13 protein-coding genes are annotated in these 14,830 nt (G+C 68.5%); 7 read left to right on the plus strand and 6 right to left on the minus strand.

The window, feature by feature from the left end; translation table 11 throughout:
- The first annotated feature begins 89 nt into the window (after positions 1-89).
- The gene (locus EV648_RS27890; protein WP_132297992.1) at positions 90-1,019 is read left to right on the plus strand and encodes a S1C family serine protease; all 930 of its coding nucleotides are present in this window, start codon (positions 90-92) and stop codon (positions 1,017-1,019) included.
- A gap of 23 nt (positions 1,020-1,042) precedes the next feature.
- Here EV648_RS27890 and EV648_RS27895 read toward each other — a convergent pair whose 3' ends face one another.
- Together EV648_RS27895 and EV648_RS27900 are read right to left on the minus strand one after the other, a co-directional pair.
- A complete protein-coding gene (locus EV648_RS27895; RefSeq protein ID WP_132297994.1) occupies positions 1,043-1,615 on the minus strand; it encodes a GNAT family N-acetyltransferase in 573 nt (190 codons plus the stop codon).
- 172 nt (positions 1,616-1,787) lie between these two features.
- The gene (locus EV648_RS27900; protein ID WP_132297996.1) at positions 1,788-2,933 is read right to left on the minus strand and encodes a LuxR C-terminal-related transcriptional regulator; all 1,146 of its coding nucleotides are present in this window, start codon (positions 2,931-2,933) and stop codon (positions 1,788-1,790) included.
- Between the two features lie 111 nt (positions 2,934-3,044).
- Between EV648_RS27900 and EV648_RS27905 the strand changes: the two genes are divergently transcribed.
- Positions 3,045-3,548, plus strand: coding sequence for a cupin domain-containing protein (locus EV648_RS27905; protein WP_199234865.1), 504 nt, complete (start codon positions 3,045-3,047; stop codon positions 3,546-3,548).
- Positions 3,549-3,589: 41 nt separating this feature from the next.
- Positions 3,590-3,901 carry a nuclear transport factor 2 family protein gene (locus EV648_RS27910; RefSeq protein WP_132297998.1) on the plus strand — a complete coding sequence of 104 codons (312 nt, stop codon included), beginning with the start codon at positions 3,590-3,592 and terminating at the stop codon, positions 3,899-3,901.
- 71 nt (positions 3,902-3,972) lie between these two features.
- On the opposite strand, the gene EV648_RS27915 is transcribed toward EV648_RS27910, so the two are convergent.
- The 3 genes from EV648_RS27915 to EV648_RS27925 form a co-directional block, all read right to left on the minus strand.
- The gene (locus EV648_RS27915; protein WP_132298000.1) at positions 3,973-4,572 is read right to left on the minus strand and encodes a hypothetical protein; all 600 of its coding nucleotides are present in this window, start codon (positions 4,570-4,572) and stop codon (positions 3,973-3,975) included.
- A 235-nt stretch (positions 4,573-4,807) separates the two neighbouring features.
- Positions 4,808-5,467 carry an MBL fold metallo-hydrolase gene (locus tag EV648_RS27920; RefSeq protein ID WP_132298002.1) on the minus strand — a complete coding sequence of 220 codons (660 nt, stop codon included), beginning with the start codon at positions 5,465-5,467 and terminating at the stop codon, positions 4,808-4,810.
- A 20-nt stretch (positions 5,468-5,487) separates the two neighbouring features.
- Positions 5,488-6,195 (minus strand): maleylpyruvate isomerase family mycothiol-dependent enzyme, encoded by a 708-nt coding sequence (locus EV648_RS27925; RefSeq protein WP_132298004.1) that lies wholly within the window; start codon positions 6,193-6,195, stop codon positions 5,488-5,490.
- Positions 6,196-6,378: 183 nt separating this feature from the next.
- Between EV648_RS27925 and uvrA the strand changes: the two genes are divergently transcribed.
- The 3 genes from uvrA (at position 6,379) to EV648_RS27940 (ending at position 11,219) form a co-directional block, all read left to right on the plus strand.
- Positions 6,379-9,462, plus strand: a complete 3,084-nt coding sequence (gene uvrA, locus EV648_RS27930) for an excinuclease ABC subunit UvrA (protein WP_132298006.1) — start codon at positions 6,379-6,381, stop codon at positions 9,460-9,462.
- Between the two features lie 630 nt (positions 9,463-10,092).
- A complete protein-coding gene (locus tag EV648_RS27935; RefSeq protein WP_132298008.1) occupies positions 10,093-10,323 on the plus strand; it encodes a hypothetical protein in 231 nt (76 codons plus the stop codon).
- 353 nt (positions 10,324-10,676) lie between these two features.
- Entirely contained in the window at positions 10,677-11,219 is a 543-nt protein-coding gene (locus tag EV648_RS27940; protein WP_132298010.1) for a Rieske (2Fe-2S) protein, read from the plus strand.
- A 102-nt stretch (positions 11,220-11,321) separates the two neighbouring features.
- On the opposite strand, the gene EV648_RS27945 is transcribed toward EV648_RS27940, so the two are convergent.
- Positions 11,322-12,560: a S8 family peptidase gene (locus EV648_RS27945; RefSeq protein ID WP_132298012.1), complete on the minus strand. Its 1,239-nt coding sequence runs from the start codon at positions 12,558-12,560 to the stop codon at positions 11,322-11,324.
- 238 nt (positions 12,561-12,798) lie between these two features.
- Between EV648_RS27945 and uvrC the strand changes: the two genes are divergently transcribed.
- Complete coding sequence (uvrC, locus tag EV648_RS27950; protein ID WP_132298014.1) at positions 12,799-14,826, plus strand: excinuclease ABC subunit UvrC; 2,028 nt, start codon at positions 12,799-12,801, stop codon at positions 14,824-14,826.
- Positions 14,827-14,830 lie beyond the last annotated feature (4 nt).

The raw sequence follows: 14,830 nt of genomic DNA on the forward strand, positions 1-14,830 counted from the left end.
GGGCGTCACCAGCTGCCGGTAGGAAGTTTGGCGCCAGAGTGCTGCCAGCGCTTGATTGCGGAGTAATGATGTAATCAGGAGGCAGCGAGATGATGGATGACGACGTACTGGACGCCTACTCCCGGGTGGTCTCGGGAGTGGCGGAGCATTTGATCCCGCGGGTGGCGAGCCTGCGGGTGCAGGGGCGGCGCGGTGACTCGTCCGGGTCGGCCGTGGTACTCACGGGAGACGGGCACCTGCTCACAAACGCACATGTGGTCGGCGACGGCAGCAGTGCATCTGCTGAGTTCGCTGACGGTACGACGGCGCAGGCGCGCGTGGCCGGGGTGGACCGGCTGTCGGACCTGGCGGTACTGCGAGCCGATCGGGAGATCCCGGATCCACCGGAGTACGGCGACGCGGATCGGCTGAAGGTCGGGAACCTGGTGGTTGCCGTGGGCAATCCGCTCGGCCTGGCGGGCAGTGTCACAGCAGGCGTGGTGAGCGCTCTCGGGCGTTCTCTGCCGGTCCGCCTCGGCACGGCGAGCAGGATCATCGAGGACGTGATCCAGACCGACGCTGCGCTGAACCCGGGCAACTCGGGCGGAGCACTTGCCGACGGCAATGGCCGGGTGATCGGCATCAACACGGCGGTCGCGGGCATCGGCCTCGGTCTCGCGGTGCCGATGAACCCGACGACGCGACGCATCATCTACTCGCTGCTGCACGACGGCCGCGTCCGTCGCGCCTACCTCGGCCTGGTGACGACCCCAGCACCGCTTCGCCCACAACTCGCCGAGCGCTTCAGCCAGCGATCCGCCCTGCGAGTGGTCGAGGTGATCTCCGGCAGCCCCGCCGCCCTGGCCGGCCTACGCCAGGGAGACCTGGTCCTGGCAGTCGACGGCACCCCACTTCGAGACGCCCAATCCCTCCAACGCCAACTCTTCGCCGACGCCATCGGTCGCCGTACGGAAATCACCGCAGTCCGCAACGGCGCCCTGGTGGACGTAGTAGCCCACCCTGCAGAACTAACCGACTGAACCCCTAACCCTCAACCAAACCCTCACCCGAGCAATTGCTTCCACTGCCCGACGAGGGGCGCCCGCAGGAGCACGCAGGTACCGGGCTGCAGGGGAGCGCCCGGAAAGGTGAAGTCACGGGTCACCTCCTCGAAGCCGAACCTCTCGTGGAGGTCGAGGATCGCGCCGTTGGCGAGGTTCGCGAAGTACCAGATGGAGTCGGCGCGCTCGGCCGTCCACCGCATCCGCTCGAGCGTGAGCAACTCGCCGATCCCGTGCCGCCGCCACCCGGGTGCGACGATCAGCCCGATCAGGAAATACCCACTCGGCGCCGTGTCGGCTGGATGCTCAGGCAACCGCTCATGTCGAATCACCCCGCCATAACCGACCACCTGCTCGTCCGCCCCGGACCCCGCGCAGGCGACCGCGACGTACCGCTCCGGATCCTCGAGATCACCCCGCAGTCGCTCGACGCGCTCATCGGCCGGCCCCCCGGTCCGCGACACGATCAACTCCGCGCAGACGGCGAGATCAGCAGCCCGCCCACCCCGCACCGAGATCACGTCATTCGCAGGGCGGCGAGAAGCCTCAGGGTGATAAGCGGCGAATCCATTCACATCCGAAGCCTAGTGTCCCGTAAGCGAAGTAGCTTGACGCTGGAGGCGCCCAGGCACGCACCTCGCGGCGTTGGAGAAACGTCCACGATGCTAGAGCATCGAGGACGCTTCTCCGCCTTGCGATGCACGCACCTGGACACCTCCAGCGTCAAGCTACTTCGCTTACGGGACACTAGAGCTCCGGCCGAGCCACAACAGGACCGCCACGTAGTGGGGCGCCATCGGCCGCGCGGCGCTCGTTGTCCCGTACGCGCGGCTCGTAGTGGGCGAAGAAGATCTTCCCGACCAGATCGCGCCGGCTGCGGACGCCGGTCTTGTCGAACACGCTCTTCAGGTGCTGCTGCACCGTGTTCCCCGAGACGACCAGGCGCTCGGCGATGTCGGTGGTCGAGTTGCCCTGCAGGACCAGCCGGGTGACCTCCTGCTCCCGATCGGTCAGCCCGTACGCCGCCATCAGCAGGGGAGCGATGCGCCCGGGATGAGCCGGTTCGACGATGACCGCTACCCGGCGGGAGCTGGAGGAGACCAGTGACGTCCCGTGCAGCACGATCCAGCGACCAGAGCGGGACATCACCCGGGAGACCGCGACCTCCCCGGCATCCGGATACGTCGCCGTACGCAGGGCACGGCCCGCGACCGCGAGCACGGACGAGGGCAATCGGCCGGCCGCCCAATCGCCGTCCGGTAGGTTGGACAGCCAGCGCTCGACGCCAGGTGTCGCGGACTCGATCTCCCAGCTTTCGTTGATCACGATCAGGCCCGGTGCGTCAGCGTCTTCCGGGTCGGTAGCCTCACCGAGGAGCAGTGAGTTGCGAGCCCCGGTGGCGAGCACTGGTGCGACAGCGCGGATGAAGGCCAGGTCCTCGTCGTCGAAGATCGGCTGCCCGGGTTCGCGGTACAGGCCGAGCGCTCCCCACGCCTCGCCGCTCCTGGTCCGCAGGCACGCGATCAGCTCCTGATCCCCGCCCAGCATCATGTTCTGGTGCCATCGCGGGCTGCTGGCCGGGTCGCCACCCGTGGCCTCGTGAAGGGTCGAGATGCCTCGCTCGGAGCGGGCCACGTCGGCAAGTTGGTTGACGTCGTCCGCGTAGTACTCCTGGGCGAGCCATTCGGGCGGGAGTTCGGGCATCCCTTCGTTGAAATGACTGGTCACCAGCAGCGAGGCCGGATCAAGCGTGTACCAGCAGGGCGCCTGGTAGTACGGGACCGCGCTGCTGATGGCCTCGGACGACTCCTGCCAGAGCGTGACGAGATCGAGGCCCTGTCGCGTCAGTGTCGCGATCCGGTCGCTCGCCCGCTGCTTGGCGTACCCGCTCACCTCATCACCGTACGGCGGTCCGGGTCGTTTTGCGGATACCACATTTCTGGAATGGGCAGCGGTGGTTCCCGGTCCTAACTTCAGCGGTATCGACGAACCAGGGGAGGACCGATGAACCAGCAAGCAACCACTGGGGTACGGGTGGTAGGCCCGGCCGACGGCGTGGTCAGGTCGGATCCGGAGGGATCCAGGAGCGACCGGTTCCTGATCGACAGGGAGGACTCCGGCGGCGGGTTCTCGCTGGTGGAGCACACCTTGGCTCCGCACGTCCTGGCTGCTCCGCTGCATCTGCACACGCTGGAGGACGAGTACAGCTTCATCCTCGAGGGCAGGCTGGGCGCCCTGCTCGGCGACGAGGAGGTCTTCGCGGAAGCCGGCACGCTGGTCTTCAAACCGCGTGGCCAGTGGCACACCTTCTGGAACGCCGGTGACGTGCCGGTCCGGCTGCTCGAGATCATCTCTCCTGGTGGCCTGGAGCAACTGTTCCGCAAACTCGGCGAGCCCGGCGGCGAGTACGACCCCGAGACGCTGCCGGCGCTGGCGGCGAAGTACGGCTGCGAGGTCGACTTCGCGCGGACGATGCCGATCGTCGAGCGCCACCGGCTGGCGTTCTAGGGGTTCCGGTGGGCGGTCCGCGAACACCGGAGGAGCTCGAGATGATGCTCGAGGACGTGTTCGTCCTGCGCGACCACGACGCAATCGGACCGCTCTTCGAGCCGGACGCCGTACTCCACACGACGGAGTCGCCGGGCCCGGCCCGCGGTCGGGAGCAGATCAGGCGATTCGTCCAGGACCTCTGGGGCCACCAGACGACGTATCTCGCCGATCCGCGAACGGTCCTCCAGGCGCAGGCCACCGCGCTGATCATCAGCGGGCGCTCGATCAGCGTCGCACACCGCTGCGGTAGCGGAACCTGGCGCTACGCCGTCGTCCTACTCGTCCCGGGCGGCATCAAAGTCGGCGGCTGACGCAGGGAAGGCGACGCCGATGATGACCCGGCACCGGCGTCGCACTCATCGTTGCGCGTTCTGAGGTTGCCTCAGGTCGTGATGGGCGGTGAGACCTGAGCGCCGTTCGTCTGCTCCTCTGCCGCGGCCCGGCGGGCGTGGCGCATGCCGAGCAGGCTGAGAATCAGCAGGATGATCGCTCCGATGTACGCGCCGATCGCCGCGATGCCGGCGATGGTGCCCATCGTGGCGAACGCGTAGCCGTAGAGCAGCAGGCCGCGCAGCGTGTTGCCTTGGAACAAGGTCTCGCGCAGTCCGGCGAGCGCCTGACCCTGTGGGGAGGCCTTCTCTGCGAGGCTCATGGCCTGGTACTCGCCGCTTACCTCCTGGTAGGTGCGGCCGTCGGAGGCGGCGTTCATGTGCACGAGGATGTAGTGGTCGGCGTAGGCCTTGGCCTCGGGGCCGGTGTCCAAGGGGCTACCGGCGTACTGTTCGAGCGCGTCACGGTCCTCCTGGGGCAGCGACTCCAGTGCCTGACCCTCAGGCATCGTGATGCCCTGGATGGATAGCTGGCTCTCGACCTCGTTGCCGATGAAGACGTAGGCCCAGGTCAGCAGAGCGCCCGCCAACAGGAGAAACGCGGCGAGCAACAAGCCGGTCCACGAGATGAGTTTGTCGAACGAGGAACGCATCGGAGGCTCCCTTCGCTGCGCGACGATCGCGCCGTTGCTTCGACGATAGGGAGCCTCCGGACCGGCTCGCATGGCCCGCTAGGGGTGATAGCCGACCGCGACGCGCCGTCAGGCAGGATCGTCAGTGCCGAACCGACCGACGAACTCGGCGCACTCGGGTCCCGATGACGTGAGCCTGGCGACGAGAGCAGATTTCGCGTGATCATGAGCGGCCGCCTGGAGGTCGGACCACGCGCTACCAACCGCGGGCGCGCCACTCCGGGAGGCTGGGGCGTTCGGCGCCGAGGCTGGTGTCGGCGCCGTGGCCGGGGTAGACCCAGGTCTCGTCCGGGAGCCGGTCGAAGAGCTTGGTCTCCACATCGTTCAGCAGCGACTGGAAGTTCTCGGCGTCACCGCGGGTGTTGCCGACGCCACCCGGGAACAGGGAGTCGCCGGTGAACACATGCGGCGGCCCGGTCGGGTCGTCGTACAGCAGGGCGATCGAGCCGGGTGTGTGACCGGCGAGGTGGATCACCTCGAGTCCGATCCGGCCGAAGTGGATGCGGTCGCCGTCCTCGACGGGCTCGTCGGTCGGCACCTCGATGCCCTCGGCGTCGTACTGCCCCGCGATGGTCCGGGCGCTGGTCCGTGCGACGACCTCGGCGAGTGCCTGCCAGTGGTCGCCGTGCCGGTGCGTGGTGATCACATTGCTGATGCCCTCGGCGCCGATCACGTTCAGCAGAGTGTCCGCGTCGTTGGCGGCGTCGATCAGAACCTGCTCGTCGGTGAGCCGGCAGCGCAGCAGGTACGCGTTGTTGTCCATCGGGCCCACGGCGACCTTGGTGATCATCAGTTGCGCCAGCTCGTGCGTCTGCGCGGGGCCACCGACATGGACGTTGCCGTGATACTCCGTCATGCGTTCTCCCATAGCTCGAGTCATCCCCAGGGCGGCGGCTCCGGCAACGTGCCCTCGAGCGTGAGGGTGCTCCCGTCGGTCCGGCCGAGCGCCCAGCCCAGCAGCGCCGCGGTGTCGCCAGTGATGATCCTTGCACCGGCTGGCCGCTCAGGCGACGACCAGGTCGAGTCCGAGCTCCGCAGTACTGCGTTGAAGTCGTCGGGCCACCTGGTGGTCACGTAGGTGAGCAGCGCCTCGCGGGACTCGGCCGGTACGTCATCGAAGGTGTAGCCGAGGCCCAGGTCGACGTGGTGCACCTCCAGTTCGTTGAGGCGAGCGGCCACGATCTGGTCCGCGGTACGGGTCGTTCCACTGGGCCAGGTGACCTCCGCGGCCCAGGCCTCCGCCGGGAGATCCTCGAACCGCTCCAGCAGCCGGGCTTCGGCCGCCTGGATATCCTGGAGCTGTACTGCGATCGGCCGCGCGGCGCCTGCCTCGATGTCGGACTCGCGGGCCTCCACGGACACGTACATCGGCTTGCGCACGCCGGTGAGAGCCCAGTCACACAGATTCACCAGGGCGTCGGCGTTGCGGGCGACATGGCTGAGCACGTGCCCGAGGGTCCAGCGGGGCAGCAGCGACGGGCGCAGTACGTCGGCGTCCGTCAGCCGGGCGGCGGTGGCCAGCAGTCTCCGGTTAGCGGACGGTAACTCCGCCAGCAGCCGGCTCGTTTGCGGGGGTACGACCATGGTCGAAGACTATCGAATATGCTTTCGAAGAGGCTGCATCCTGGCCGTCGGAGACTTCGCGGAAGTTTTTGTCGGAGGGCCTCGTTAGCATGATCGGGCATGTCCCCGGAGCGTGTCGGGAAGCCTGCTGCTGGGCACCCGGAGCGTCCCACGAAACCCTCGAGAACGGCTGAGAGTGAGCTTGTGTCTGATCGTCTGATCGTGCGTGGAGCGCGTGAGCACAACCTGAAGGACGTCTCGCTCGACCTGCCGCGCGACGCCATGATCGTCTTCACCGGGCTGTCCGGGTCCGGCAAGTCCAGCCTGGCATTCGACACGATCTTCGCCGAGGGCCAGCGGCGCTACGTCGAGTCGCTCTCGGCGTACGCGCGCCAGTTCCTCGGCCAGATGGACAAACCGGACGTCGACTTCATCGAGGGCCTGTCGCCCGCGGTCTCGATCGACCAGAAGTCCACCTCGAAGAACCCGCGCTCGACCGTCGGCACGATCACCGAGGTCTACGACTACCTCCGGCTGCTGTTCGCCCGCGCGGGCCGGCCGCACTGTCCCGAGTGCGGCGAGCCGATCAGCCGGCAGACCCCGCAGCAGATCGTGGACCGCGTCCTCGATCTGGACGAGGGCACCCGGTTCCAGGTGCTCGCTCCGGTCATCCGCGGCCGCAAGGGGGAGTACCTCGACCTCTTCCGGCAGCTGACCGGTCAGGGCTTCTCCCGCGCCCGGGTGGACGGCGAGACCATCCAGCTGACCGAGCCGCCGAAGCTGGACAAGCAGAAGAAGCACACCATCGACGTCGTGGTCGACCGGCTCGCGGTCAAGGGTTCCGCGAAGCAGCGGCTGACCGACTCGGTGGAGACCGCGCTCAGCCTGTCCGGTGGCATCGTCACGCTCGACTTCGTGGACCTGCCGGAGGACGACCCGCACCGCGAGCGCCGGTTCTCCGAGAAGCTCTCCTGCCCGAACGACCACCCCCTGGCGATCGACGAGCTGGAGCCGCGCTCGTTCTCGTTCAACTCGCCGTACGGCGCCTGCCCGGTGTGCTCCGGGCTCGGCACCCGGATGGAGGTGGACCCGGAGCTGCTGGTCCCGGACCCGTCGAAGTCCCTCGACGAGGGTGCGATCCAGCCGTGGTCGGGGCAGAACGTCTCGCAGTACTTCGAGCGGTTGCTCGGCGCGCTGGCCAAGGACCTCAAGATCAAGACGAGCACGCCGTTCGGCGAGCTCCCGGCCAAGGCGAAGAAGTCGCTGCTGACCGGGCACGACCGCCAGGTGCACGTCTCGTACCAGAACCGCTACGGCCGCGAGCGCTCGTACTACACCACCTTCGAGGGTGTGATCCCGTACGTCGAGCGCCGGCACGCGGAGTCGTCCAGTGACACCAGCCGGGAGCGCTTCGAGGGCTACATGCGCGAGGTTCCGTGCCTCGCCTGCAACGGCGCAAGGCTGAAGCCGATCTCGCTCGCGGTCACGATGGGCGGCAAGAACATCGCCGAGGTCAGCGCGATGTCGATCGACGAGGTGCACGCGTTCCTCGCCGACATGGAGCTGAGCCCGCGGGAGAAGCAGATCGCCGAGCGGGTGGTCAAGGAGATCGGCGAGCGGCTGCGGTTCCTGCTCGACGTGGGCCTGGACTACCTGGCGCTGAATCGCCCGGCCGGCTCGCTGTCCGGCGGTGAGGCGCAGCGGATCCGGCTCGCCACGCAGATCGGCTCCGGACTGGTGGGCGTGCTCTACGTGCTGGACGAGCCGTCGATCGGTCTGCACCAGCGGGACAACCGCCGGCTGATCGACACGCTGGTCCGGCTGAAGGACCTGGGCAACACGCTGATCGTGGTCGAGCACGACGAGGACACCATCGACCACGCCGACTGGGTGGTCGACATCGGCCCCGGTGCCGGCGAGCACGGCGGCCAGGTCGTCGTCTCCGGCACGGTCGAGGACCTGCGCAACCACCCGGACTCGATCACCGGTGCCTACATCTCCGGCCGTCGCGAGATCCCGATCCCGCCGGTGCGGCGGCCGTTGACGGAGGGCCGCGAGCTCACCGTGTACGGCGCGCGCGAGCACAACCTGCAGGACATCGACGTGACGATCCCGCTCGGGGTCTTCGTCGCGGTCACCGGTGTGTCCGGCTCCGGCAAGTCGACGCTCGTGAACGACATCCTCTACACGTCGCTCGCGCGGCAGATCTACGGCGCCCGGACGATCCCCGGCCGGCACACGAAGATCTCGGGGATGGAGCTCGTCGACAAGGTGATCCACGTCGACCAGTCACCGATCGGCCGTACGCCGAGGTCGAACCCGGCGACGTACACGGGAGTCTGGGACCACGTCCGCAAGCTGTTCGCGGAGACGCCGGAGGCGAAGGTCCGGGGCTACCAGCAGGGCCGGTTCTCGTTCAACGTCAAGGGCGGCCGCTGCGAGGCCTGCTCGGGTGACGGCACGCTGAAGATCGAGATGAACTTCCTGCCCGACGTCTACGTGCCCTGCGAGGTGTGCCACGGCGCCCGGTACAACCGGGAGACGCTCGAGGTGCACTACAAGGGCAAGACGGTCGCGGACATCCTGGACATGCCGATCGAGGAGGCCGCCGACTTCTTCGCGGCGATCCCGGCGATCTCCCGGCACCTGACCACGCTGAACGAGGTCGGTCTGGGGTATGTGCGGCTCGGTCAGCCCGCACCGACCCTGTCCGGCGGTGAGGCCCAGCGGGTCAAGCTGGCGTCGGAGCTGCAGAAGCGGTCGACCGGGCGCACGGTCTACGTGCTGGACGAGCCGACCACCGGTCTGCACTTCGAGGACATCCGCAAGCTGCTGGGCGTGCTCGGCAGCCTGGTGGACAAGGGCAACTCGGTGCTGGTCATCGAGCACAACCTCGACGTGATCAAGACCGCGGACTGGATCGTCGACCTCGGCCCGGACGGCGGCCGCCGCGGTGGAACGCTCGTCGCGGAAGGCACTCCCGAGGAGGTCGCGGCGAACCCGAATTCCTACACGGGTGAGTTCCTCGCGGAGATCCTGCACGGTCGTGCCGCCAAGCCGAGCGCGAAGAAGCTCGCGGCCGCGGCGAAGTCCGGCGGCACCACGACGACCGCCCAGAAGACCGCGAACGGCACTGCCACGAAGACGGCCAACGGTGCGGCCAAGAAGGCGGCCAACGGTGCGGTGAAGAAGGTCGCGACCGGGGCTGCGAAGAAGGTGGCGACGAAGACCGCCGCCAAGAAGGCTCCGGCGAAGAAGACCGCCGCCGCCAAGCGCGTGGCGCGCTAGCGGTACAGGTTCACGCGCTAGCAGTACAGGGATCAACCGTCGGCCAGGAGCGTCATGCTCCTGGCCGGCGTTGCATTTATGGCCGATGGTGCAGTCCTGGCGAACCCTTCACCGTCTAGATTTGGGCGCGCATTGTGTTCGGTCCGGATGAAGGGGAGTACGTGTCGCGCCAGTACGACACGCAGCTGATCGAGTCGGTGGCGGTGCGCCGCAGGCGTCGGCGGGAAGCCTGGCTGTTCGGTTCGGCCCGATCGCGGAACACCCTCGACGAGGGTGTCACCAAGCTGTTCGCGAGCGCGGCGGTGGCCACCGGCGCCGTACCAGCAGCAGTACCCTCAACCGCCGACGCAGCAGGCCCGCCGCGGCAGCAGCCCGCGCAGTGGGAGCAGCCACCCGCAGGTGACGGGAGTTGGAACGCGCCGCCGCAGCAGGCGAGCTCGTGGGACAACCCGGCGCCTGACGGGGGACCGGACGCGCACGCGTACGCGTACCAGGATCCGCTGGCCGGGCCGTTGCCGGTGGCAACTGGTTCGGTCGGGCTGCAGCACGAGGACCGGACCGGGCGGCTTCCTGCGCCGGATCGGCCGGTTCGCCGCGGAGGCGGCCTACATCGCCGGCGCCTCGGGCCGGATGCAACGCGACGTGGAGAACATCGCGATCATCCGCCGCCCGATCGGAATCGGCCGGATGATCGGCGTGATCGGCGCGGTGCCGCTGAGCGGGACGTCGATCGTCACCGCGCTGCTCGCCGACGCGCTCGCCTCGCAGCGGACCGACATCGTGCTGGCTGTCGACGCGTTCCCGCGCGAGGGCAAGCTGACCCACCGGCTCGACCAGGGCTGGTCCAGAAGGGCCTGGTGATCATCGCCGAAGGCCAGCTGAACGACCCGGAGCCGGTGCGCTGGCTGCAGTCGGCGATGTCCGACCGCGGTCTCGGCTACGTCGTCCTCCCGTACGACGAGCATCTCGGCCACGCCTGGCCACTGCGTCCCGAGCAGCTCGAACCGGCCACCCGCCGGGCCGTCCTCGAGTTCGCCGCCCGCCTGGTGGAGCGCGGCCACCCACTGACTTTCCGCAATTTTCGGCATCGTGATGAACCGTTGTGCCGATCCGCTCGTTCGTCGAGGTATGGCCTGGTTTGGTCAGGTCGGGTAGAAAGCAAAGAAGCAGAGCGTTCAACTACTTTCCCAGCAGGCTCTTGGAGGTTCAGATTCATGAGCGACGAAAGAACGGCCGAACTCGCCAAGGCGATCGACACACTGCGTGACCGGCGGGCGGTGCTCCGGGGTGCCGCGGTGGCCGGTCTCGCCGGCGTCAGTGTGCCGCTCCTCGCCGGGTGCGGTGGCGGCGACGAGGCGGGCAGTACGCCGTCGAGCACCGGCTCCAGCTCGGCCCCGACCTCGGCCCCGACGTCGGCACCGTCTTCGGCGCCTTCCTCGGCCGGTACTCCGAGCAGCGGTGGCGGGGGAGCGGTGCTCGGTCCGGTGTCGGACGTCCCGGTGGGCGGCGGGATGGTCTTCCAGGACGCGAAGATCGTGGTCACCCAGCCGACAGCCGGCCAGTACAAGGGGTTCACAGCGGTCTGCACGCACGGGGGCTGCATCGTCCGGACGGTGGAGAACAACACCATCAACTGCCCGTGCCACGGCAGCAAGTACAACGCCACCGACGGCAGCGTCGTCGCCGGTCCGGCCCCGGCGCCGCTCGCGGCGGTCCCGGTGGCGGTCGACGGCTCGAACATCGTCGCGTCCGCCTGACAGACCGTCCTCTGATCGGCTGTAGGGGACCGGTCGAGGATCTGCGAAAGGCCCGGTCAGGTGGCCGGGCCTTTCGCGTTCAGCTAGGGGGACTCCGCTGGATCAGCTCTGGGTCGGGTCGACCGCGCCGACGAAGAGGAGCTTGTTCGGCGAGCCGGTGCCCGGGTCACCGACCTTGTCCGGAGTCGCCGCGCCGACCAGAGCGGTGGCCACGTCCGCCGGGGTGGCGTCGGGGTGCGCGCTCAGGTAGAGGGCGATGCCACCCGCCACGTGTGGGGTCGCCATCGACGTCCCGCTCATCTTGGCCGTCGAGTCCGGCGCTGTGATGTCGACCGACTCGACGTCGACGCCAGGCGCGAACAAGTCGACGCAGGTGCCCCAGTCGGAGAAGGTCGCCTTGGCGTCCTGGTCGTCGGTCGCGCCGACGGTGATCGCGGAGGGCTCCTTCGACGGCGAACCACCGCAGGCGTCGGAGCTGTCGTTGCCGGCAGCAACCGCGTAGGTGACACCGGAGTCGACGGAGGCCTTCACCGCGGCGTCCAGAGCCTCGTCGGCGCCACCGCCGAGGCTCATGTTCGCGACGGCCGGTTTCTTCGCGTTGGCCGTCACCCACTCGATGCCCGCGACAACACTCTCGGTCGACCCCGAACCGCTGCAGTCGAGCACCCGGACACCGAAGACCTTCGCGCCCTTGGCCAGACCGAAGTCCGTGCCCGCGATGGTGCCCGCGACGTGGCTGCCGTGGCCCATGCAGTCGACGCCGTTCTGCCCGTCGCCGACGGTGTCCGTGCCGACCGAAGCGCGGCCGCCGAAGTCGTTGTGCGCGGCATAGATCCCGGTGTCGATGACGTACACGTTGACGTTGTCGGCCGTTGCCGAGGGCTCGAACTTCTGGTCCAGCGGCAGGTCGCGCTGGTCGGTCCGGTCCAGGCCCCACGGCGGGTTGTCCTGGTTCGCGGCGAATTTCTGGTTCTGCTGGACGAACGCGACCCGCTCGTCAGCGGCCATCTTCTGGGCCTGCTCGGGCGTCATCCTCGCCGAGAATCCCTTGATGCTCGCGTTGAACTGCTTGCGCACCTTCGCGTCGTACGACGTCGCGAGGCTCTGCGTGGTGGCGCGGGTCGCCGCGGGCGAGCGATTGCCGGACAGGACGACCACGTAGCTGCCGGGGATCGCGGTCGGGCTGTCCGCGCCGCGGACGGTGGCGGTGTCGCTGGATGGGGCTGTCTGGCTGGCGTCGCTGCCGGCCGCGGTGGCGACCAGACCGGTGACGGCGAGTGCGGCCGCGGCGGTCGCACCGATCGCGGTCCTCAACCGACGTGGTGTTGTCACTGGGGACATGGGCGGAACTCCCTCGAGTCAAGCGCGGGCCCGTTGCCTCACGCTCAGGTCCTGCGCATCTACCCTGAGCTACAAGTTACGGACGGCGCCCATCCCAATCGGGGGTCAGACGTGCGGTATGACGCAAGCCGCAACACGATCTCCGCGCGATCGCAAACATGACAGCGCCGGCGCCGTGGTGACGGCCGTCCGGCGGTGCCGCGGTGGGGCTGTCGGCGGGGCGAACTAGGCTGGCTCGGTGGCTGATCCTTCCTCCTATCGCCCTGCCCCGGGGTCGATTCCCGATTCCCCTGGCGTGTACCGCTTCAGCGATGCCGCCGGGCGGGTGATCTACGTCGGCAAGGCGAAGAATCTGCGCGCCCGGCTGTCGTCGTACTTCCAGGACCTGGTCAACCTGCACCCGCGGACCCAGTCGATGGTGACGACCGCGGCGAAGGTCGACTGGACGGTGGTGGCCAACGAGGTCGAGTCTCTGCAACTGGAGTACTCCTGGATCAAGGAGTACGACCCGCGCTTCAACGTGAAGTACCGCGACGACAAGTCCTACCCGTGGCTGGCCATCACGCTGAACGAGGACTACCCGCGGGTGATGGTCGGCCGCGGCCAGAAGAAGAAGGGCGTCCGGTACTTCGGTCCGTACAGCCACGCCTGGGCGATCCGCGAGACGGTCGACCTGCTGCTCCGGGTGTTCCCGATGCGCTCGTGCAGCAAGGGCGTCTTCAACCGGCACCGCCAGATCGGCCGGCCCTGCCTGCTCGGCTACATCGGCAAGTGCGCCGCGCCGTGCACCGGCCAGGTCAGCCAGGAGGAACACCGCAAGATCGTCGACGACTTCTCGGCCTTCCTGTCCGGCCAGACCGCGACGTACGTGCGCCGCCTGGAGCGGGAGATGAAGGCGGCAGCGATCGAGCTCGAGTACGAGAAGGCCGCCAAGATCCGCGACGACCTCAGCGCGCTGGACAAGGCGCTGGCGAAGAACGCGGTGGTTCTCGGCGACGGCACCGACACGGACGTGATCGCGTTGTCGGAGGACCCGCTGGAGGTCGCGGTACAGATCTTCTACGTGCGCGGCGGGCGGATTCGCGGTCAGCGTGGCTGGATCGCCGACAAGGCGGACGGTGACGCGACGACGGCCGACCTGGTCGAGCGGTTCATCCAGCAGACGTACGCGGGGGAGACCTCGGACGCCATCCCGCGGGAGATCCTGGTGCCGACGGTGCCCGAGGGGGAGGAGGCCCTGGTCGAGTGGCTCTCCGAACTGCGCGGCTCCCGGGTCGCGATCCGGGTCCCGCAGCGGGGCGACAAGAAGGACCTGATGGCGACCGTCGAGCGCAACGCGCTGCAGACGCTGACCATGCACAAGACGAAGCGGGCCAGCGACCTGACCACCCGCAACCTGGCGCTCGAGGAGATCCAGGCGGCGCTCGATCTGCCGGAGGCGCCGCTGCGGATGGAGTGTTACGACGTCTCGAACCTGCAGGGCACCGAGGTGGTCGCCTCGATGGTCGTGTTCGAGGACGGCCTGCCGCGCAAGAGCGAGTACCGGCGGTTCGTGATCAAGGGCGTCGAGGGCCAGAACGACGTCGCGTCGATCGCCGAGGTGCTGACCCGGCGGTTCAAGCGGCTGCTGGAGGACCGCGCGGACATCCCGGAGGGGGAGGACCCGACGGCGTACCTGGTCGATCCGGAGACCGGCCGGGCGAAGAAGTTCGCCTACACGCCGGGCCTGGTCGTCGTCGACGGCGGTCCGCCGCAGGTCGCGGCGGCCCGCCAGGCGATGGACGAGCTCGGCCTCGGCGACATCCCGGTCTGCGGTCTGGCCAAGCGGCTCGAGGAGGTCTGGCTGCCCGACGACGAGGACCCGGTCATCTTCTCCCGTACTTCGGAGGGGCTGTACCTGCTGCAGCGGCTTCGCGACGAGGCGCACCGGTTCGCCATCACCCACCACCGCAACCGGCGGTCCAAGTCGATGGTCGAGAGCGTGCTGGACGATGTCGCCGGGCTCGGCGAGGTCCGCCGCAAGACGCTGCTGAAACACTTCGGCTCGTTGAAGAAGTTGCGCCAGGCGAGTGTCGACGAGGTCGCCGCGCTGCCCGGTTTCGGGCGCCGGACCGCCGAGTCCGTCGTACTGGCAGTGAACTCCGCGGCAACGAAGGCCGACACGTCCCGGGCACCGTCGGTCAACACCGCCACGGGCGAGATACTGGACGACGACGGGCCGGAGCTTGCCGGTCTGCCTGACGGGGACCTGAACGGGGAGAACTGAGAAC

It is taken from the genome of Kribbella sp. VKM Ac-2568 (assembly GCF_004345365.1).
Lineage (GTDB): Bacteria > Actinomycetota > Actinomycetes > Propionibacteriales > Kribbellaceae > Kribbella > Kribbella orskensis.